General features: G+C 54.1%; 16 protein-coding genes and 3 pseudogenes. 13 read left to right on the forward strand and 6 right to left on the reverse strand.

Annotation, left to right across the window (positions count from 1 at the left end; genetic code table 11):
• Positions 1-127, forward strand: a pseudogene (locus ABLN94_RS19655) (IS6 family transposase); the annotation flags it as partial.
• 64 nt (positions 128-191) lie between these two features.
• On the forward strand, positions 192-833 hold the full coding sequence (locus ABLN94_RS19660; RefSeq protein WP_352995685.1) for an ABC transporter ATP-binding protein: 642 nt from the start codon (positions 192-194) through the stop codon (positions 831-833).
• A gap of 212 nt (positions 834-1045) precedes the next feature.
• Here ABLN94_RS19660 and ABLN94_RS19665 read toward each other — a convergent pair whose 3' ends face one another.
• Entirely contained in the window at positions 1046-1168 is a 123-nt protein-coding gene (locus tag ABLN94_RS19665; protein ID WP_352995687.1) for a hypothetical protein, read from the reverse strand.
• Between the two features lie 79 nt (positions 1169-1247).
• Positions 1248-1889 (reverse strand): TetR family transcriptional regulator C-terminal domain-containing protein, encoded by a 642-nt coding sequence (locus ABLN94_RS19670; RefSeq protein WP_352995689.1) that lies wholly within the window; start codon positions 1887-1889, stop codon positions 1248-1250.
• Between the two features lie 190 nt (positions 1890-2079).
• Between ABLN94_RS19670 and ABLN94_RS19675 the strand changes: the two genes are divergently transcribed.
• The 7 genes from ABLN94_RS19675 (at position 2080) to ABLN94_RS19705 (ending at position 10886) form a co-directional block, all read left to right on the forward strand.
• On the forward strand, positions 2080-2943 hold the full coding sequence (locus tag ABLN94_RS19675; RefSeq protein ID WP_352995691.1) for an ABC transporter permease: 864 nt from the start codon (positions 2080-2082) through the stop codon (positions 2941-2943).
• Positions 2940-3734, forward strand: coding sequence for an ABC transporter permease (locus tag ABLN94_RS19680; RefSeq protein ID WP_352995693.1), 795 nt, complete (start codon positions 2940-2942; stop codon positions 3732-3734). The genes ABLN94_RS19675 and ABLN94_RS19680 overlap by 4 nt, the downstream gene beginning before the upstream one ends.
• A 20-nt stretch (positions 3735-3754) precedes the next feature.
• A complete protein-coding gene (locus ABLN94_RS19685; protein WP_352995695.1) occupies positions 3755-4870 on the forward strand; it encodes an ABC transporter ATP-binding protein in 1116 nt (371 codons plus the stop codon).
• Positions 4867-5922: an ABC transporter substrate-binding protein gene (locus ABLN94_RS19690; protein ID WP_352995697.1), complete on the forward strand. Its 1056-nt coding sequence runs from the start codon at positions 4867-4869 to the stop codon at positions 5920-5922. The genes ABLN94_RS19685 and ABLN94_RS19690 overlap by 4 nt, the downstream gene beginning before the upstream one ends.
• 94 nt (positions 5923-6016) lie before the next feature.
• Positions 6017-8083, forward strand: coding sequence for an FAD-dependent oxidoreductase (locus tag ABLN94_RS19695; protein ID WP_352995699.1), 2067 nt, complete (start codon positions 6017-6019; stop codon positions 8081-8083).
• Positions 8084-8091: 8 nt separating this feature from the next.
• A complete protein-coding gene (locus ABLN94_RS19700) occupies positions 8092-9291 on the forward strand; it encodes an aromatic ring-hydroxylating oxygenase subunit alpha (protein ID WP_352995700.1) in 1200 nt (399 codons plus the stop codon).
• A gap of 26 nt (positions 9292-9317) precedes the next feature.
• The gene (locus tag ABLN94_RS19705; protein WP_352995702.1) at positions 9318-10886 is read left to right on the forward strand and encodes a trimethylamine methyltransferase family protein; all 1569 of its coding nucleotides are present in this window, start codon (positions 9318-9320) and stop codon (positions 10884-10886) included.
• Positions 10887-10950: 64 nt separating this feature from the next.
• Here the strand turns inward: ABLN94_RS19705 and ABLN94_RS19710 are convergent, their stop codons facing one another.
• Positions 10951-12345: an aminotransferase gene (locus ABLN94_RS19710; RefSeq protein WP_352995704.1), complete on the reverse strand. Its 1395-nt coding sequence runs from the start codon at positions 12343-12345 to the stop codon at positions 10951-10953.
• 79 nt (positions 12346-12424) lie between these two features.
• Between ABLN94_RS19710 and ABLN94_RS19715 the strand changes: the two genes are divergently transcribed.
• Positions 12425-13120, forward strand: coding sequence for a TetR/AcrR family transcriptional regulator (locus ABLN94_RS19715; RefSeq protein WP_352995706.1), 696 nt, complete (start codon positions 12425-12427; stop codon positions 13118-13120).
• A gap of 36 nt (positions 13121-13156) precedes the next feature.
• On the opposite strand, the gene ABLN94_RS19720 is transcribed toward ABLN94_RS19715, so the two are convergent.
• On the reverse strand, positions 13157-14968 hold the full coding sequence (locus ABLN94_RS19720; RefSeq protein ID WP_352995708.1) for a BCCT family transporter: 1812 nt from the start codon (positions 14966-14968) through the stop codon (positions 13157-13159).
• A 293-nt stretch (positions 14969-15261) separates the two neighbouring features.
• Positions 15262-15498 (reverse strand): annotated as a pseudogene (locus ABLN94_RS19725) (integrase); the annotation flags it as partial.
• Between the two features lie 152 nt (positions 15499-15650).
• Here ABLN94_RS19725 and ABLN94_RS19730 point away from each other — a divergent pair.
• Positions 15651-16278 (forward strand): annotated as a pseudogene (locus tag ABLN94_RS19730) (IS6 family transposase).
• Between the two features lie 164 nt (positions 16279-16442).
• Here ABLN94_RS19730 and ABLN94_RS19735 read toward each other — a convergent pair.
• Positions 16443-17627, reverse strand: a complete 1185-nt coding sequence (locus ABLN94_RS19735) for an aminotransferase class I/II-fold pyridoxal phosphate-dependent enzyme (protein ID WP_352995710.1) — start codon at positions 17625-17627, stop codon at positions 16443-16445.
• Positions 17628-17972: 345 nt separating this feature from the next.
• Between ABLN94_RS19735 and ABLN94_RS19740 the strand changes: the two genes are divergently transcribed.
• Both ABLN94_RS19740 and ABLN94_RS19745 read left to right on the forward strand, forming a co-directional pair.
• Entirely contained in the window at positions 17973-18974 is a 1002-nt protein-coding gene (locus ABLN94_RS19740; protein WP_352995712.1) for a methyltransferase, read from the forward strand.
• Between the two features lie 204 nt (positions 18975-19178).
• The gene (locus ABLN94_RS19745; RefSeq protein ID WP_352995714.1) at positions 19179-19955 is read left to right on the forward strand and encodes a TIGR01458 family HAD-type hydrolase; all 777 of its coding nucleotides are present in this window, start codon (positions 19179-19181) and stop codon (positions 19953-19955) included.
• Positions 19956-19968: the final 13 nt, after the last annotated feature.

Raw genomic sequence — 19968 nt, forward strand, 5'->3', positions numbered from 1 at the left:
ATTCGCCGCCGTCCACTCCTCCGTCTACAACCACTTTAACCAGGAGCGATCTCTCACCAGCCGAGGCACCTTCAAGCTGACACGCGCCGCTGCTCTCGCCGAGTGGCGCGAACTTGGCGCGGCATGAAGGACAGCTCTACTGGCCTAGCTAAGACTGGTTCGAATTTGTCCGACAGCACCTGCTCGAGGCTGTGCGTTTGCCAGACCGCTACCTCGACCGTTTTCCCGGCCAATTGTCCGGCGGAGAAAAGCAACGTGTCGGCGTCGGGCGTGCCGTCGCGGCTAATCCTGAAGTGACGCTGTGCGACGAGGTGACCAGCGCGCTTGACGTGTCCGTTCAGGTCGCGGCTCTTGCCTTGCTGACGAGGCTGCGGAAAGAAAACGGCAGCTCTTACATCTTCGTCAGCCATGATCTGGCCGTCGTACGGGCTGTATCTGACCGGGTGGCGGTTCTGTATCAGGGCCGTATCTGCGAGATTGGTCCTTCGGCGCAAGTCTATGCCCCGCCGTATCACCCGTATACGAAAACGCTGATGGGCGCCGTTCTGGAGCCTGACCCTGACGCGGCCCCGGTGCTTTTGGCAAATGACATGACTGAAAAAGCGCCACCGGTGACCGGCTGTCCGTTCCAACGCCGCTGTCCACGCCGCTTGGGTGACATTTGCGACACGACGACGCCACTTACGCAGCAGACGGTGTCTGGTCATGTCATAAATTGCCACATCCCATCAGCAGAACTTGATGGTGGCAGGTTTAGCTCCGTTGGAAATCTGGATATGGTCGACCGAATGAATGCAGCATTGGCGACATTCGCGCATCAGTGTTCGTGCTGACAACTATTGGCAAAAGCGCAAAATCAATTCTCCTTTTGGCGGGATCCCGATGCCCGCTAAGTCCGCGAGTGTGAATTTTCTTACCATCTGATTTTGTGGTTGCAGCGAATGACGGCAATGCGGGCTCAATCGCAGCATCGCTGGTGACGCGCCAAGGTCCGCAAAGGGCCGCTTGCGGTCTTTAGTAGGGGCTGACGCTGTTGCCGCGCAGCTCACCTGCACCGTTTTGGGGGAAGGGTGCCAAGTCCATTCGTCGCTTGTTCTTTCCACATGCCCTCGATCACGTAATCAGACGGGAAGCCCTGCGCGGTGAACAGTTCGTGCGGTGTCAGCATTGTGCCGTATCCACCACAACGAAGATTTGACCGTCGATTTTGTCTGGAAGCTCCGCCAATATGCACTTGGCTGCCAGGCTCACTCTAGTGACAATGCCCCACCAAGGTCAAAGTGTGCGGGAAACATTGAGCTCAAAAAACGAAAGACAATTCTCATTGCCTCGTTACGATCAAATGAATCGGGGTGGAGTAGGTAGTCGGTCCACATACCTTCCAGCATGGCTAGTGTGCCGTGCGTAGCGTCACGTGCGACCTGAGTGGGGTCGTCGACTTTAGCTTCCTTCGCAATTCGAGCAAACGCGTTGAAAATCAGGTTTCGGAGCTTTGCGTCGCGGGTATCTGAAAAGGCAGCAATAGCCGCTCTGTTTCTTGCCTCTCCTCGAAACGCGTACCAAATGGAGACGTTCTTCTTGTTAAGAATGGCTTCACTCAAGTCACCCCGAACAATCATCTCAATATGCTCTTGACCAGTTTGTCCGGTTGTTTCCAGCAAGGCATAGATGCCATTGTAGTACTGCTCGGACGAGTAGCGGGCGGCTTCGTCAACCAAATTGTCCTTGCCGCCAAAATGAAGGTGAATCATGCCACGGGAAAGCTCGGCGCGTTGAATGATTTCGCTGACCGACGTTTCGGAAATCCCTTTTTCTGCAACCGAGTCTAATACTGCCTCGATCAGAGATAGGCGGTTTCGTTCGCGTATTTCTTGTCGTCTTCCAGTCATTTTATCAGGCGGTTCTGTTTGTTTTCAGTCTCTTGCGGTGCTTTCTAGCGGCCCTCGTCAAATTGGCCAGCCTCGGCTGTGAAAATAACAGTTGACACACCTAGTTCGAAAATTCCAGATTTAAATGGACGATTGTCCATTTTGCGATGAAAGTCGTCACGCCACCGAAAACGAAGTTCAGCAGGGAAGCATGGCCGGAGTAATACGAAGTGAAACGGGCAAGGGCCTGGCACTGAGCGCGCCCGCTACGCTCTATGTTGGCCTGCTTGTTGCCGTGCCTCTTTGCATTCTTGTCGCCTACAGCTTTTGGACCCAGACTTATGTCGAGATTGACCGCACGCTGACCTGGGCGAATTACCAAGAGGCATTCACCGACCCCTTGGTGCGGCACCTGATGATCCGTTCCGTTTCGATTGCGGGAGCGGTGACACTGGCAACGGTCTGTCTTGCCTATCCGATCGCCTATTTCATCGCATTTCGGACACAAAAGAAGACCCTCTGGCTATTGCTGATCACCATTCCCTTTTGGAGCAGTTACTTGCTGCGTGTGTTCAGTTGGAAGCTGATCCTTGGCTTTAACGGGGTGATGAACTCGGCTTTGATTTCGCTGGGGTTAATTCAGGAGCCGCTGACATTCCTGCTCTACAACGAGTTCGCCGTTGTTCTTACGCTTGCACATGCCTGGGCACCGTTTGCAATTCTGCCGATCTACGTGTCGCTGCAAAAGATCGACCGCAGCTTGCTGGAGGCCGCAACCGACCTTGGGTGCAGCAAACTTGAAAGGTTTGTCCGCGTGACCTTGCCCCTGACTGTGCCGGGGATCATTGCCGCATGTCTGATCATCTTCATCCCCACGGTGGGCGACTACGTCACTCCGGCCCTGGTTGGTGGATCGCAGGGTAAAATGGTGGCCAATTTGATCCAGGTACAGTTTGGCGCCGCCAATAACTGGCCGTTGGGTGCAACCTTGTCTTTGCTCGCCATGCTTTCGGTTGGTTGCGTCGCAATCCTGTTCGTGGTGGTCGTCACCGCATTGGGGCGGAGGATCAGATGAACAAGGCCTTTCGAATCTCATGGTTGCTTGTCTATGCGATCGCCTACCTGGTGTTTCTCTATTTACCGGTTTTGCTGTTGCCGCTGTTTTCGTTCAATGACGGAACCATCGTGGCTTTCCCTCTCAAAGGGTTCACGTTGAAGTGGTACGCGCAGCTGGGCCAGCAAGACACTTTGCTTCAGGCGATGGTGAACTCGCTGATCGTCGGCAGCGTGACTGCCCTGATGGCTACGTCTCTGGGTCTGTTCGCCGCACGCGCTTATGTCAGATACCGGTTCAAAGGGCGGGAATTGTCTGAAGGCCTGGTGATGCTTCCACTGGTCATACCAGGTATAATCGTTGCGAGCTCGATGCTGGTCCTTTTCATCAGCATCGGGCTGAAACCATCGCTGACAACTGTGATCCTTGGACATGTCTTCGTGGCGTTGCCCTTTTCAGTTTCGATCATGAAATCTGCCTTCGACGATTTTGACCAGTCTCTGGAAGAAGCAGCTTTCGACCTTGGCGAAAGCGTTGTCGGAACCTTCCGGCGCGTCACTCTGCCAATCGTCGCGCCTGGGATCATCGCCAGCCTTTTGGTCACGTTTACCGTATCCTTTGACGAGTTCGTTCTGGCGTTCTTCCTTTCCGGAAACAGTCCAACCTTGCCGGTCTACATCTGGAGCCAGATCCGCTTCCCGGCAAAATTGCCCAACACGTTGGCGCTGGGGTCGCTGCTTTTGATGTCCTCGGTCCTGCTGTTGTTGGTTGCCGAATACTTCCGCCGCCGTTCCATCCAGTCCTCAGATTGAAGCCAAAGGAAACGAATAAGATGAGCGAACAGAACATCATCGAGATTCACGGCGTCGAAAAGCGCTTTGGCTCCTTTGTGGCTGTGTCCGATCTGAACCTCACCTTGAAAGAGGGTGAGTTCTTTTCGTTGCTTGGGCCTTCGGGCTGCGGAAAGACAACGGCCCTTCGCATCATCGCGGGATTTCAGGATCACGAAGAGGGCGAAATCCGGATTGATGGCCGTACAATGGGCGAGGTGCCCGCCAACAAACGCCCGACTAACATGGTGTTCCAAAGCTACGCGATCTTTCCGCATCTGAATGTGGGTGACAATGTCGGGTTTGGCTTGCGCAAGACAAAGCTCTCGCGGAAGGAAATCAAGGAACGCGTTGCCGAAGCCCTTGAAATGGTTGAGCTCGGTGGCCTTCAGGACCGCAAGGCCAATGAGTTGTCGGGCGGTCAGCGACAGCGTGTGGCGCTCGCCCGAGCGCTGGTTATGCGCCCGAAAGTTTTGCTGTTGGATGAACCTCTATCTGCGTTGGACAAAAACCTGCGCGAAGCGATGCAGTTAGAGATGCGTCGCCTGCAGCAGAAACTTGGAATTACATTCGTGATGGTCACGCACGACCAGTACGAGGCGATGACCATGTCCGACCGGATCGGTGTCATGTTCGCTGGGCAGCTCAAGCAGGTCGACAGGCCCGAGGTTCTATATGCCCAACCGTGCAACCATGAGGTGGCCTCTTTCATCGGCGGAATGAATTTCCTGGATGCCGAGGTGACGGCAGAAAACTCCGAAACGCTGGAAGTAAGTGTTCAAGGGTTTGGGCAAATGACGATCGGGGTGAATCCCAACGTTCAGGCGCATGACAAGGAACTTCTGGTCGGCGTTCGGCCCGAGCAATTGGAGATCAGCGCAGAAAAACCGGATGGCTATGACGCCTATGTTCAGGGCGAGGTGTCGGACGTCGCCTTCTATGGTGAGAGCGTCCACTACTATGTGCGCATTGACGGGCTGCCCGAAAGCATCGCTGTCGCGGTGCCGAACTACTTTCACACGGTTGATCACAGTCGCGGCGATACCGTCTGGCTTGGCGTTCAAAGCGCTTCGGTGATCGACTTGGGTAAACGTGAGTCTTTGGGAGGAGAAAAATGAATAAAGCAGTATCACTTTCGGCAGCAGTTGTTGCCACCTTCACTGCCAGCCAGGCTCTGGCCAATGCGGCTGATCTGACCGTTTTTGACTGGTCCGGATATGAGGATCAGGGATTTTACGGCGACTATGTCGAAAAGTACGGCGGCGCGCCCAGTTACACCTATTTCGGCAGCGTGGAAGAGGCATTTACCAAGCTTCAATCCGGGTTTGAGGCCGATCTGGCTCATCCCTGTACCGACGCTCTGAGAAAATGGGTCGCGGCGGATATGATCAAGCCGATCGACACCAGCAAACTGGAGAATTGGGACAAATTGATGCCCAAGATCAAAGAGGTCGATGGCATCACTATCGACGGGCAAACCTACATGGTGCCATTCGAATGGGGTAATACCGGCCTAATCTATCGCACCGATATGATTTCGGCAGACGATGTTTCGCTACAACTGCTGGCGGATCCTGCTTATCAGGGCAAGGTCGCCGTTCCAGACGCCGCGTCCAGCGCGTTCGCTATGGCCGCATTGGCCACTGGTGCCTCCAGCTATACCGATATGAGCGACGAGGAATTCCAGAAAGCGGCGGATTACCTGCGCGCGATTCATCCGAATGTGCGCTTTTACTGGTCTGACGCTGGCCAACTGGATCAGGCAATTGCCAGTGGAGAAGTGACACTGGGTTGGGGCTGGAACCAATCAGAACTGAACTTGATCTGGAACGAAACCCCGGCCGTTATGATGCGTGATGTGGACAAGGGAATTGCCACCTGGGTCTGCGGTTATGTGCATCTGAAATCTGCCAAGCAGTCGGATGAACAGGTCTATGACATGCTCAACGCGCTTAGCTCTGCCGCCAGCGGCAAATACATCATCGAAAGCTGGGGCTACGCCCACGCCAACGCGGACGCGTTTGCGCAAGCCGATCCGGCACTGGTGGAAACTTATGGCTTCTCGGACGTGGACAGCTTCTTTGAGGGCAGCCTGTTTTTTGACGCGGTCAATCCCGAGCTGGAAGCCAAGATGTTGAAGGAGTTCGAGCGCATCAAAGCGGGCTTCTAACAGCACCTTAACGACACAACCGGGAATGGTGGGACGTTAGAAATCCTTCCATCCCCACGAAACGATTTCCGATTTTTCTGGAGGATGCGCGGCAATGTCAGGCGCTGACGGATACTCTGTTCTCTTCGAGCCGGTTCAGATCGGGCCAGTAACGGCCAGAAACCGGTTCTATCAAGTTCCCCACTGCAACGGCCTGGGGCATCTGCGACCGCAGGCCGAAGCTGCCATGCGGGCAATGAAGGCCGCAGGCGGTTGGGCTGTTGTGTCCAACCAAGAGACGGAAATTCATCCAACGTCTGACCTATCCCCTTTTGCCGAGAACCGGCTCTGGGACGAGCGGGATATTCCGGCTCTGCGACTGATGACCGAAGCAGTTCACGAAAAAGGCTCACTGGCGGCCATTGAACTGGCGCATAATGGCCATCATGCTCAAAACCACCTGAGCCGAGCGCCTTTGTTAGCTCCGTCAGAACTCGCCCTGCAGACCGCGTATCCCAAGCAGGCCCGGGCGATGGACAAGTCGGACATTCGCGAGTTCCGCAAGTGGCACCGCGCGGCGGCACGGCGCTCGCGCGAGGCGGGCTTCGATGTAGTGTACGTGTATGCCGGGCACTACATGACATTGCCGCACCACTTCCTGCTGCCGCAGTTCAACGATCGTACCGATGAGTATGGCGGTTCTCTGGAGAACCGGGTGCGGCTTACGCGAGAGCTTCTGGAAGAAACCAGAGAAGAGGTTGGGGATGATTGTGCCATCGCCCTCCGGTTTGCAGTTGATGAAATGCTGGGATCTGACGGCATGCAAGCACAGGAGGAAGGTCGAGCCGTAGTCGAACTGTTGGCAGAGCTTCCCGACCTTTGGGATGTGAACGTCGCGGATTGGAGCAATGACTCTGCGACGACCCGCTTTGAACCCCGCGACGGTTTTCAAACTTCATATATCGAGTTCGTCAAACAGGTGACTTCCAAGCCAGTGGTCGGTGTCGGGCGCCTTACGTCTCCGGATTTGATGGTATCTCTGGTCAAGAAGGGCATCCTTGATTTTATCGGCGCGGCGCGGCCATCCATTGCCGATCCGTTTCTTCCGAACAAAATCAGGGAAGGTCGCATCGAAGAAATTCGTGAGTGTATCGGCTGCAATATCTGTGTTTCATCGGATTCTCTGGGTGTCCCTATCCGGTGCACGCAAAACCCGACAATGGGGGAAGAGTGGCGCCGGGGTTGGCATCCTGAAATCATAGAAAGCCGGGGAACAGAGGAGGCCGCGCTTGTCGTTGGCAGCGGGCCAGCCGGACTTGAATGCGCCATGCAGCTGGCGCGCCGGGGCTACGAAGTCACCCTGGCCGAAGCCAAGCAAGAACTGGGCGGCCGTGTCTTGCGGGAGTCCAGCCTGACCGGGCTATCCGCCTGGAAACGTGTGACAGACCACAGAATCTACGACCTGCAGCAACGCGGGAATGTTCAACTGTTCACCGACAGCCGACTATCGGCAACTGAAGTTGTCGAGCTGGGCATTCCGAACGTCTTTCTGGCAACCGGCGCAACATGGCGGCGAGATGGGCGCGGGAAATCTGCATTTCACGGCGTCTCAATTGATCCAGGTTCTCAGGTTTTCACTCCGGACGACATCATGTCCGGGACAATGCCCGGGGACAGTCCGATCATGGTCTACGATGATGATCAGGGTTATCTCGGTGGCGTGCTGGCGGATCATTTGGCTCAGGTCGGACGGGAGGTCACCTTTGTAACGCCAGCCACAATGGTTTCGCCGTTCACGGAATTGACGTTGGAGCAGACCAAAGTGCAACGCAGCCTGCTGGAAAAAGGCGTCCGACTGGTTTTGTCCCAGTCTTTGGCCAGTATCGCGCCCGGACAAGCGAAATTACGTTGCGCCTATACGGGTCGAGAACAATCCGTTGAGTGTAGCTCTGTCGTGTTGATGACGCAGCGAACGCGCGAGACTACCCTTTACGATGCGCTTCGTGGCTTGGCAGACAACCCGCTGACTAGTCTGGAACTGATCGGAGATGCCGCAAACCCCGGCTTGATAGCGGACGCCGTGTATTCTGGTCACATGGCGGCCCGAAATTTCGAACGTAATGCGGGCGATATCGACCGCGAATTTTTCCGCCGGGAAATCGTCTCCCTTGAAACTGTATGAGGTGCGCTATGCCAAAAGATGACTTGCAAGTAATGCGCGATTTGATGGAAGCGCAGCGGGAAGGGTTCGCCTTGCCGCGTCATTTCTATACCTCTCAGGCGGTTTACGAAAACGATATCAGCACATTCTGGAATCGAAACTGGATCTGGGTCGGTCATGTCAGCCAGATCGCCGAACCCGGTGACTATTTCCTCTTCGACTATGGGCCTGAGTCCATCATCATCGTTCGGGATCGCGAGGGCGAAGTGCGCGCGCATCTGAACGTTTGCCGCCACCGGGGATCGCGCGTTTGTATTGAACAGAAAGGCAAGGCGCGCAATTTCATTTGCCCCTACCACGCGTGGACGTTTGATCTGAATGGCAAGCTACGAAACGGGCGGTCAATGGGCGCGGACTTTGATCCGGGCCAATACGGGTTGTTCCCGGTTCAGGTGAAGATCTTTCAGGGGCTGATTTTTGTCTGTGCCGCTGAAAATGCTCCGCCGCTGGATGCGGCTTTGGAGAGGCTGGCCCCGCTTTCAAAACCGTTCGATTTTGAAAACCTGAAGGTCGCCCATGAAGCCTCATACCCGGTTCCTGCGAACTGGAAATTGGCCTTGGAGAACTATCTGGAATGCTATCACTGCGCGCCGTCCCATCAGGATTATTCGCGCAGCCATTCCCTGAAAGACCCTGCTCAGGTTCTGGAGTTCAGCGGGGCTCTTCACGAGCGGATGAAAGAAGCCGGAATTCCCACTGAGGAGTTGGACTTGACCGGAGAAAACGCAGTCGAACCGGGTGCAGATGTCTATTGGCGGCGTTACCCGCTGTTCCCCGGCTACATGACAGGCAGCAAGGATGGTGCGCCCTTGGCGCCGCCTCTGGGTGAACTCAAAGGCCACGATGGTGGTGCTACCGATCTGGGGATCGGGACGCTCAATTACTTCCTCGTCTACGCAGATCACGTGGTCGGGTATCGGTTCGTCCCACGCGCCCTGCAGGAAACGGATATTCAGATCGTCTGGTACGTGCGCGGTGAAGCTGAAGAGGGTCGCGACTATGACAAAGACGCCCTGACATGGCTCTGGCATGTCACTTCGCTCGACGACGAACGGATCATCCGGCACAATCAGGAGGGTGTGAATTCCCATCATTTTGTCCCGGGCCCGCTGTCCGAGATGGAATGGAGCATTCCCGGCTTCTATCGCAATTACTTCAGCATGATCTGACACGCTCAGCATTCGGAGAATAAACTATGACAGAATTAACTCAGCGCAGGTCAAGACGGCGCGGGGGCGGGCGTGAAGCACGTGCAGCTGTGCGGACCAGCAACGTCGCCTCGCAGGCAATTTGGCCCGGTATCCCGGGTGGGCGATACAAACCGCTTTCGGACGCCGATATGGCGCGCATTCACGAAGCCGCTCTCAGCATTCTGGAGCGTACGGGGGTCGGTGACCCCACGCAGGAAGTTCTTGATCTCGTGTTGCCGAAGGGCGCGACAGTGAACGAGCATGGCAGGCTGTGCTTTCCTCGCGCCTTGATGGAGGACCTGTTGGCCATGGCGGCCAGCGAATTCTATGTTCATGCACGCGGATCTCGGGCCGGTAAGGACGACATGCACTGCACCAAGGACAAGGTGTATTACGCAAACTCCGGCACTGCTGTGACAACGTTTGACGCTGAGACGCGCAGTTACCGACCGTCTACACTCAAGGACATTTACGATTTCACCCGTCTGGTCGACCGGCTCGACAACATCCACATGACAGGTGATACGGTTCTGGCGACGGATGTCCCGCAGGACTACGAGCATGACATGAGCATGCTCTATGCCATTCTGGCAGGCAGCGAAAAACCATCCTGCCTGACATTCCGCACGCGCGAGCATATTCAGGACGCGATCCATCTGTTCGACCTGGCATCGGGCGGGGAGGGCAAATTCCTTGAGAAACCCTCGGTCATTTTTGGTGGCTGCCCCATTGTTTCACCGCTCCGGTTTGGACGGGAGAATCTGGAAATCCTGATCGATACGGCGAAAATGGGACTTGTCTGCGACCTTGCCGTACCGCCGCAGGCCGGGGCTACGTCACCCGCGCCGTTGGCCGGAACTCTGGCGCAAGCTGTGGCTGAGACCCTGTCATGTGTCGCCATTGCCAATCTGATCAATCCGGGGACACCGGTCGTCTTTGCGGCTTGGCCATTTATCACTGATCTGCGCACCGGATCGTTTACGGGCGGCAGCGGCGAACAGGCGTTGATTTCAGCCGCAGCTATTCAGATGGGCAACTTCTACAACCTGCCGACCAGCGTCGGATGTGGCATGACCGATTCCAAGATACCTGATGCTCAATACGGGCTAGAAAAGGCGCTGACCTTCGCTTTGGCGGCCCATGCCGGAGCCAACCGGCTCTGCGAGTTTGGTGGAATGCTTGGCAGCCTGACGGGTTGTAGCTTTGAGTCTATGGTCATTGATAATGAAGCTGCGGGCATGATCTCACGAACACTCCGCGGGATTGAGGTGAGCGACGATACGCTTTCGGTCGATGTCATTCATGAATGTGCAATTGAACCCGGCCATTTCTTAGGCAACGCGCAGACCTTGAAATACATGGAAACCGAGTATGTCTATCCGACCCTATTGGACCGGGAGTTGACAGATACCTGGGAAAAAGCAGGTCGTCAGGACATGTTCGATCGGAGCCGGTCAGTCGTGAACGATATCCTATCAAATCACTACCCGAACTACTTTGGTAGCAAGGTGGATGAAGAGGTTCGGTCCAAGTTCCCGATCAAATTGCCGCGTGAAACGATGCGCGCTGGGTAAGCCCTCCAGTGCACAGGAAAGGCTTCGCAAAGTACACGGTTGCGAAGCCGCTTCGACAATGTCCCTAATTTCTGAATGCGCCTTGGCGCGTCAAGTCTTCGGTCGCCAATCGGATACCTTTTTCGAGGATGTCAAACATCTGATTCAACTCGGCTTCTGTGATGATCAGGGGTGGAGAAAACACACACATGTTGATGATCGGCCGCAGGATCAGCCCGTTCTCCTGACAATGCTGGTCAATCAATGCACCGACTGACTTGTCGAGATCTAATAGGTTTTCTGCTTTTGCGTCCGCAACGCACTCAACGCAGCCTACCAGACCCATACCGCGGGCATCGCCGACCAGCGGTAAGTCTGTCAGAGATTGAAGGCGCTCTTCGAACAGCGGCGTGATCGCGCGAACATGTTCCAGTACGCCGTTGCGTTCCATAATTTCAATGGTCTTCAAACCTGCCGCAGCGCTTACTGGGTGGCCCGAATAGGTGAAGCCGTTTGAAAAGGTGGCGTCCTGAGCGTTGTCACCGCTCACGTCTGCAATCAGCCGATCAGAGATGATGCAGGCTCCCATGGGTACGTACCCGGACGTCATGCCCTTGGCGCAGGTGATGATATCAGGTTTGATGCCAAAGACGTCTTCGGACGCAAACCAATGTCCAAGTCGCCCAAATCCGGTTACGACCTCGTCTGAAATATACAGGATATCGTACTTCCGGCAGATTTCTAGGCAGCGCTTATGGTACCCCTGCGGAGGCACGATGACGCCACCAGAGCACAGGATCGGTTCAGCGATGAAAGCCGCGACTTTGTCTGCTCCGGTCTGTAGGATCATGTTCTCCAGATCCGCGACTTTTTCGTCCAGGAAGTCGTTGACCGTCTGTTCGGAGCGACGCGTATACGGGTTCACGTTCGGCAGAAAACGCGTGAGGTGCGCGGCCTGATCCAACCAACCTTTGTCGCGCTCTTTTCCGGATACAGAGGCCGCCAGGTAAGTCGATCCGTGATAGGCCTTTTGCCGAGAGATCACGATTTTCTTCTCGGGTTTGCCCAGCAGGTTGTTACGGAATTGGACGAAGCGAAGTGCGCTGTCTACCGCCGTCGACCCACCGGTTGTGAAAAACACATGGTTCAGGTCGCCCGGCGTTCTCTTGGCAATCTCATGTGCCAGTCGGGCCGGTGCGGAGTTGGCGTTGTTGAATGGCGAAAAATACGCCATCTCTTTCGCCTGCTGGGCCATTGCATCGGCAATCTCGGTGTTTCCATAGCCTAATTGTACGCACCACATCCCAGCAGGTCCGTCTATCAGGCGCTTTCCGTCTCCTGTCACAACGTGAACGCCAAATCCGCTTTCGGCAAAGGTGCGTTCATTTTGTCCGAGGTATGACATCCCCTCCCATGGGTGCAGGAAGTGTTCGTTGTCCCAGTCACGTAGGGATTGAAAGTCGGAGTTCAAAAGGGTCATTTGGCACCGAGATGTAACATACATAACAAAATGAACAAACATTCATTCAATGTCAATCCTTGAACTTTTGCTTTACTAGATGCGAGAAGACAAAGAGCGAGTGCCCAAGCAAAGGACAAATAAGATTTCTCTCGAGTCAGATACCCCAACCAATGCCCGAGATCTGAGTAAGTTGCAGAACCGAAAGCAGCTGATCCAAGCGGCTGCGGACGCCATCCATAAATACGGAATTCGCGGCACGACCTCGGCAAGAATTCAGGAATTGTCAGGATTGTCGCGGGGAATGGTGAACCTGCACTTCGGCTCTAAAGAGAAGCTGCTTCTCGCTGTGGCGGAGGAGTTGTCGGCGCGCTACGCGGGGCAGTGGAGGGCAATCGCAGACAATCTAGAGCTAGGCTCTGCTGAAAAGTTACTCTCTATCATAAAGGCGGATTTCGATCCCTTGGTGCTAAATGCAAGGGACGTTGCGATTTGGTTTTCGTTTCGGGCCGAAGCACTCTCGAACCCGCACATTTTTCCTTTCATCGACTCGCGGGAGAAAGGTTTCCGAGCGGTGATCCTGGAGTTGTTGGAGCAAATAAAGAGCGAAGGTGAGTATAAAGACGTCGACGCCAAACTTGCTACAGACGCATTAATTGCTTTGTTGGAAGGGCTTTGGACCGACTACCATTTGCACTCAGATATCTTCAAACCCGACGAGGCATTGAAGATCTGCCTGTTCGTACTGCGGTCGATGTTTCCAAAACACTTTAGAACCCAGTCGATCCACTGGTGACCGTGACTGAAAAGACTAGGAACAAACTTCGGGTAATCACGAATCCGTTCGCGTCTCGTGATTCAATCGGCGTAAGTCGTTTATCATTGCTTTGGCCAGTGAGACGCACATGAGCAGCAAAACGACGCTGAACGGGAGTGCGCCGATGATCATCGAATTGGTCAAAGCCTCTAATCCGCCGCCGCCCGCGATCAGCAAAGTTCCAATGACGAGCGTCAGTAGAACGCCCCAAATGATCCGATGAAGCAAGCCGGTGTCTTCGGACCCACCGGACATGATTGTGTTCATAACGAGGATGCCAGAGTCGGCAGACGTAACAAGGAATGTCATAGTTAACAAAACGCACATGACACTGATGACCGTGAGAAAGTTGCCCGAAATCATTTCACCTAAAGTGACAAACAGTGTTGCCGTAGTTGATGCGGCAAGAATTGACCCATTGGCATCCCCATTTAACTCCATGTCGATAGCGGCCCCTCCCAGAATGGCCATCCAAGCGAAGCACACCAGGGACGGAGCAATAACTGCGCCAAGTATGAACTCGCGGACTGTGCGCCCTTTGGAGATACGCGCGAGGAAAAGGCCGACAAATGGTGAAAACGCGATCCACCAGGCCCAGTAGAATGTTGTCCATCCGGCCTGCCATCCGAACAACCTACCTTGTGCGCCTGCGTTATAGGCTGCAGCCTTGGTCGCATCGGAAAGCTCGGCGGCATCGATGCTCAAACCTTCAAGAAAGCCTGCTTTTGTCCCCCAAGCATCAGTTGCACTTGCGAAGAGCTCTCCAACGAAGGGGGCCACCTCTGCCGGCAATACGGATGCAAACTCAGGCTCCGACAAAGGTCGATAGGACTGAAAGCTCAGCGGGAGGAAGTTCTTGATGTAATCGACCAGCGCCGTAGCGTAGGTCGTCGCGGCAAACGCAAACGAGCCATAAACAATGAACACCGACAGCAAAACCAGCGACAATAGAAGGTTGATGTTCGACAAGTATTTGACACCGCGCCCCACGCCGGAGACGGCAGATAGTGTCGACATCATCATGACCATTGCCAACGCCGTGATCAGGCCAGTGGTCGAGGGTTTCATTGTGGTTACCGGATTTTCCACGAGCCAGTTCGCACCGGTAATTAGAAAGGCTCCATCCACCAGTTGCGAAACGCCATAACCTATGGTCACCGCCACGCCGAGTATAGTCGCGACGACGCCGAGTATATCGATCACATGACCTGCAAAACCGTTGGAATATTCTCCGAGCAACGGAGTTAGCGCAGTCCGGATAGTCAGCGGCATGCCCCGCGTAAAGGCGTAGTAAGCAAGGCTCAAACCGGTGACCACGTATATTGCCCAGGCGTGAAAACCGGTGTGTAAAAAAGTGTAGCGGTAAGCTCCTTGAATCGCCTCCCCACTTTTGGGGGCGACTTCACCGGAAACAGTCAATGGATTGGTTTCCCACAGACCAAGCGGTTCAGCGGTAGCATAGACCATGAGGCCTACGCCAAGGCCCGCACCAAACATCATCGAAAACCAGGAGAAGTTCGAGAATTCCGGCGACTCTCCTTCTGCCCCTAGTCGCATTCGCCCGGTCGCAGGAATGAGCGCGATAAGAAAAAGGAAGAATACAAACAGGCCAACCGATAAGTTGTAGAAGGTGTTGAATTCGGCCAACAAGCCTGACTTCCAGGATCGCAGTGTATCGTTCGCAGATAATGGCCAAACCAGCGCCCAAAGGACTAGCAGAGAAACCGAGAACTTGCTCACCAGCGCTATCGGCAGGCTATATCCTTTGTAAAAACCGGTCCGCTGCGTTTCAATTTTGAGGTCTGTGAAGGGGTCCTCAAGTGCCATATTCTCCCGGTCTCATATTGTTTGACTGATTTCACGCAGCGCTGCCGGACGATTTCCAGCACAAGAACGCGTGCGACAGTTTTAACATCCAAAGAATAGATCTGAACGGCAAGAATTTTCCACTGCGACGATTGTGGTCAGTCGGGACTTGTCAGAATACCTTCAATTGAGCAGGGCAGGGCGGTTGCGTAGCGTTTTGTCAACAATGCCCGGTTTGGAGAAGTTGCGCCACAGCTCCGCTGGACGCGATCAATGGCCGGTTTGATCCACTCCGTGACAGTGGCCCGGAGACACTAAATCTCAATGGCTTCTGCTACGGCTAAAGCATACTCAAACTCAACACCGAGATACCTAGCCCTGCTGTCCATCTTAGAATGTCCCTGCAAGAGTTGTACCGCGCGCAGACTGCCGGTCTTCCTTTGGATCTGTGTCATCTTTGTCCGGCGCATTGAACGTGTGTCATAAGCACCCTCCACCAATTCAATAGACGTCACCCGATCACGTACGATCCGTGCGTACTGGCGGGTGGAGTTGGTTTGCTAGGGCACCACCCTTGCCAGTTCCTTTTGCGCATACTGTTCGCGCAGCACGTTCTTTTGAATCTTTCCCATTGTGTTCCGAGGCGGGGCTTGTCAGAAGAACTTTGCTTGAGTGGGGCAGGGCGGTTGCGTAGCTTTTGCCCATGACCAGACCTGCCTCATTCAAATACTTCAAAACGAGTCCAGAGGTCATCCGCATTGCGGTGATGTTGAACATTCGGTTCCCGCTTTCGTTTCGGCCCTGTGTTTGCGTCCGAGATCAGGCGAAAACGGGTACAGCAACTTCGTGCATCGTCGAAATGGAAGTGGCACGTCGACGAGACCTTCTTAAAGGTAAACGGTCGGCAGCACTATCTGTGGTGCGCAGTCAACCATGAAGGCGAGGTGCTGGAAGCTGTGGTGACCCAATGCCGAGACTAGTAAGCAGATTTGGAATTTCTCAGGAAATTGATGAATCGACACGGCATAGCGGACGAAAGGGTCATAGATCGCTTCGCATCATATCGGGCCGCGCTCAAAGAACTGGGAGCAACGGCGAAGCAGAAAACGGGCAAGTGGCTCAACAATCGGGTTGAGAACTCGCACTTTCCGTTCCGACCTCGAGAACGCGCGATGCAGCGATTCAGGCGTATGCGAAGTTTGCAGAGATTCGCCGTCCACTTCTCCGTCTACAACCTCTTCAACCAGGAAAGATCTCTCACCAGCCGAGACATTTTCAAGCTGACACGGTCCGCCGCTTTTGCCGAGTGGCGCGAGCTTTGCGCGGCATAGAGGACAACTCTAATGGCCTAGCTGAGACTGGCCCGAATTAGTCTGACAGCGCCGATTGTTTCTGTTGTGTTCCGAGGCCAACAAGAGAAACACTTTTTTGCTCGCTTAGCGAAAACAACCTCGATTCACACGAAACACCTACGTTTCGATCTAACGCCAGTTTCTCATTCCTGCATTTGGTTCGCGGCGGCCTGAAATACAGGCATCGCGTTTTCAATCATCTCGTCAGTAGCAGTAAGGCAAATACGAAAATCCGTTGGTCGGTCGAAGACTGTTCCGGGCATTACGTATACGCCTTGCTCTTGAAGACATTCAGCAAAGGCGTCGCTGTCACCGCCCGGGGCGCGACCCCAAAGGTAGAAGGTACCTTCTGGTCTTGTCATCCTGTACCCCCACTGGCCCAAAGCACCAAGCATACGTTCACGACGGCGAGCCAGTGCGGCAAGGTCGATTGAGAGGTCTTCAAGATCCGGTAGGGCATAGATCAATGGAGCGTCCGGGACATTCCAACCATCCGCCATCTGGACAGCAAACCGAAGTGCGCGAAGCTCATCTCGTTCCGATACAGGCAATGTTGGGGATATCGCAAGATACCCAAGGCGCAGACCGGGTGCGAGGAGAATTTTTCCGTAAGAGTAGTCAATCAACGTGTGCGGATAGACAGCAGCAGGGGTCGTAAAGCCAATGCCATCGAACCGAATGCGGCGATAGGTCTCGTCAGACAAAATCCAAATACGATGACCAATTTCAGCGGACTTCTCCTCGAGCAGGTCAGCAAGCTGTTGCAAATCTGAACGCGAGTAAATGCGACCTGTCGGGTTGTGCGGTGTATTCACAACCACGATCTTTGTGCGCGCGGTTATTGCCCTGGCAATGGCTTCGAGGTCGAGATCAAAATTATCAGGATCTAACGACACTGGTATTTCTTTGGCGTCGGCAGCTGCCAGCATTGGCCCATAACAAAACCAGCCAGGTAGCGGCACGATGCATTCGTCTCCGGGTTCAAGAAGCATGGTGAAACACATCTTGATCGCGCCAAAGGCGCCCTTAGTCAACGCAATGTCTTCCGCCTCGAAAGATAGTCCCAACTCGTCGGATAACACGTCTGCCAGAAATGCACATGGCTCCGCTTCGTTGGTCTTATAGGCGAACCAGTCAACACTCAGAGGTTCGGCACGTGTCTTCAGAGCATCCACGACTTTGGGTAAGGGCATTTCGTGCGGGTTGCCGAACGTGAAATCAGCGACCGCAGGTGTTTCCTTCACCGCGGCATTGTAGGACGTAAAGAAGGCTTCTACTTTCTTGATGGAACGTGCAGCGGCGTCCGCTCTGTGTGCAGCTATGGACATTTAACTCTCCCTACTCAAATTCGGGTATGCGATCGCACAAGGAATACTGTTGTGTCGAATATGACATTGTTACCCGACCTAGATACATTTTGCAGCCTTTTTGCCAATTGACTTGTCCAGCACTGCCTTTCGCTGCGGATGAGGAATGTATCCAGCTAACGGCAGCTTTGCGCATTGAGCTGCCAGTTATGAGATCGGCCCCGACCGAATACATTGGATGTATCCATGGCCTGGGAATAGAGAAATCTTATTTGGTCTAAAAACCAACAAATGCTAAGCTGCACTTCATAGCTCAAACTGGAACTTCCAGCGAGTTTTATCCCTGTCCAAGGTAGGAGGTGCTGGATGAAACCGCTTACCGAAGTGCATGAAATAGCGCAGATTGCTTATGGCTTTATGGGGTCAAAGGCGTTGTTTGCTTCTCTGAACAATGGCTTGTTTGAGTGTTTGGCAGATGAGTCGAAATCTTTATCGGAGATTTCTGCAGAAACGAACCACCTGGAGAACCTGATCGAAACTCTGGCGATTGCCTGTGTCAGCCTGGGTTTGCTGGAATTCGACGGCAGTACGTATAAAAATGCGCCGGCGACCCGGCGATACCTTTTGCGATCTTCAAAGGCCTTTTTCGGCGACTATTATCGGTTCCAAATTGATCGTCAAGTCTATCCAAACCTTGCGGGCTTGGACAGCGCACTACGTGGTGATGAAGTCGCCGGGCTTTACACAGGGGGGTTTTCTGACCTTTCACGAGCGGTTGATTTTACACGGGGCCAGCATGCCGGGTCGCTTGGTCCTGCTTTCGTCCTCGCACGCTCAGTGGACCTTTCCGGAGTAGAGACCCTTCTTGACGTCGGTGGTGGAAGTGGCGCTTTCTGCATCATGCTGTGCAAGCGATTTCCGCAGCTAAAAGCCACGATTGCAGATTTCCCCAACGTTCTGGACGTGGCACGCTATTTTGTCGAAGAAAGCGATTTGGCTGACCGAATTGACTTTATTTCCGCCGAAGATGGTTTCAACGGATGGCCGGAGCAGGCGGATGCGGTTCTTATGTCTTATTTGTGCAGCGCAATTGGGCGCAGTGCTACAAAAGACTTTGTCTCCCATTCGTTAGACACACTCAGCCCGAACGGTCGATTGTTCATCCATGACTTTATGGTTGATGACGATCACCAAGGACCAAGCATGGCTGCATGCTGGAGCCTGGCCATGACCATGGGAAATCCGGATTCGACGGTCATTCGACCCGCGATGATTGAGGCACTTCTTGAAGAAATTGGCTTTACAGATATCCGAATAAAGCCATTGATTGCTGGCATTACATCCCTTGTTGAAGCTTGCCGTCCTTGACGGCCGCAGGAGCCACGCTTCTGCCATGCAACCTAATTCGAAAGTTGGGATTGCGTGAAAGCAATGAAACAACCTTCAAGACAATCATTTCTCGTTGGTTTGGGGCTGGACAGGCTTCTTTAAAACCTTTTCACTAATCTGGATCAGTACTTTTCAGCTAAGATCCCAAAGTTTCGTACAGTAGTGTGAGCAAGGGGGTGTAAGGTGAAATCAGGCGTGCTTCTGGATATCGCAGGCGTGCTCTACGAAAGTGATCACGAAATCACAGGGGCAGTCGATGCCGTTGAGAGACTGCGAGTAAACGGCGTGCCGGTTCGCTTTCTTACAAATTCCACGAGGCGACCGAAGCGGTCAGTTTTAGAGAAGCTCAAGGCACTCGGCTTCTCACTGAAAGCGCACGAAGTCCTGACCCCCGCTGAGGCGGCCTGCCGCTGGCTGAGGCAGAAAGGACTTGCTCCGCATCTGCTGGTGCATCCCGATTTAGAGGAAGATTTCGCAGGCTTGCCAACCAGCAACAAGATCGCTGTTGTTGTTGGCGATGCCGGTCGACATTTCAATTTTGACCGGATGAACGCTGCGTTCCGCGAACTTGTGCACGGTGCACCATTTATCGCTCTCGCAACAAATCGCGTGTTCAAGGATGCTGATGGCGAACTTAGTCTTGATGCTGGAGCCTTTGTGCGGGCGCTTGAATACTCAAGCGGTACCGTGCCTGTGCTTCTGGGCAAACCGTCACGTGAGTTTTTTCTTGCCGGGGCACGGAGCATGAAGTGCGATCCTCGAGACGTCACGATGATTGGTGATGATGCCGAGAGCGACGTCTCTGGCGCGATTAAAGCTGGAATCGGAAAGGCCATTCTTGTGCGAACCGGAAAATATCGAAGCGGAGATGAGGGGCGATATCATCCCAACCCGTCCCACGTGGTTGAGGACATCGCTGAAGCAGTCAAAAAAGTTCTCGGCAGCCGCGTCAAAAATTAGCCAAAGTCTGCAG

This window comes from Ruegeria sp. SCP11 (assembly GCF_040329455.1).
Lineage (GTDB): Bacteria > Pseudomonadota > Alphaproteobacteria > Rhodobacterales > Rhodobacteraceae > Ruegeria > Ruegeria atlantica_E.

Excerpts from the sequence above, each read along its gene's own strand:
- ABLN94_RS19665 (WP_352995687.1), bottom strand. The coding sequence starts at position 1,168 with ATGCTGACACCGCACGAACTGTTCACCGCGCAGGGCTTCCCGTCTGAT.
- ABLN94_RS19670 (WP_352995689.1), bottom strand. The coding sequence starts at position 1,889 with ATGACTGGAAGACGACAAGAAATACGCGAACGAAACCGCCTATCTCTG.
- ABLN94_RS19675 (WP_352995691.1), top strand. The coding sequence starts at position 2,080 with ATGGCCGGAGTAATACGAAGTGAAACGGGCAAGGGCCTGGCACTGAGC.
- ABLN94_RS19680 (WP_352995693.1), top strand. The coding sequence starts at position 2,940 with ATGAACAAGGCCTTTCGAATCTCATGGTTGCTTGTCTATGCGATCGCC.
- ABLN94_RS19685 (WP_352995695.1), top strand. The coding sequence starts at position 3,755 with ATGAGCGAACAGAACATCATCGAGATTCACGGCGTCGAAAAGCGCTTT.
- ABLN94_RS19690 (WP_352995697.1), top strand. The coding sequence starts at position 4,867 with ATGAATAAAGCAGTATCACTTTCGGCAGCAGTTGTTGCCACCTTCACT.
- ABLN94_RS19695 (WP_352995699.1), top strand. The coding sequence starts at position 6,017 with ATGTCAGGCGCTGACGGATACTCTGTTCTCTTCGAGCCGGTTCAGATC.
- ABLN94_RS19700 (WP_352995700.1), top strand. The coding sequence starts at position 8,092 with ATGCCAAAAGATGACTTGCAAGTAATGCGCGATTTGATGGAAGCGCAG.
- ABLN94_RS19705 (WP_352995702.1), top strand. The coding sequence starts at position 9,318 with ATGACAGAATTAACTCAGCGCAGGTCAAGACGGCGCGGGGGCGGGCGT.
- ABLN94_RS19710 (WP_352995704.1), bottom strand. The coding sequence starts at position 12,345 with ATGACCCTTTTGAACTCCGACTTTCAATCCCTACGTGACTGGGACAAC.
- ABLN94_RS19715 (WP_352995706.1), top strand. The coding sequence starts at position 12,425 with ATGCGAGAAGACAAAGAGCGAGTGCCCAAGCAAAGGACAAATAAGATT.
- ABLN94_RS19720 (WP_352995708.1), bottom strand. The coding sequence starts at position 14,968 with ATGGCACTTGAGGACCCCTTCACAGACCTCAAAATTGAAACGCAGCGG.
- ABLN94_RS19735 (WP_352995710.1), bottom strand. The coding sequence starts at position 17,627 with ATGTCCATAGCTGCACACAGAGCGGACGCCGCTGCACGTTCCATCAAG.
- ABLN94_RS19740 (WP_352995712.1), top strand. The coding sequence starts at position 17,973 with ATGAAACCGCTTACCGAAGTGCATGAAATAGCGCAGATTGCTTATGGC.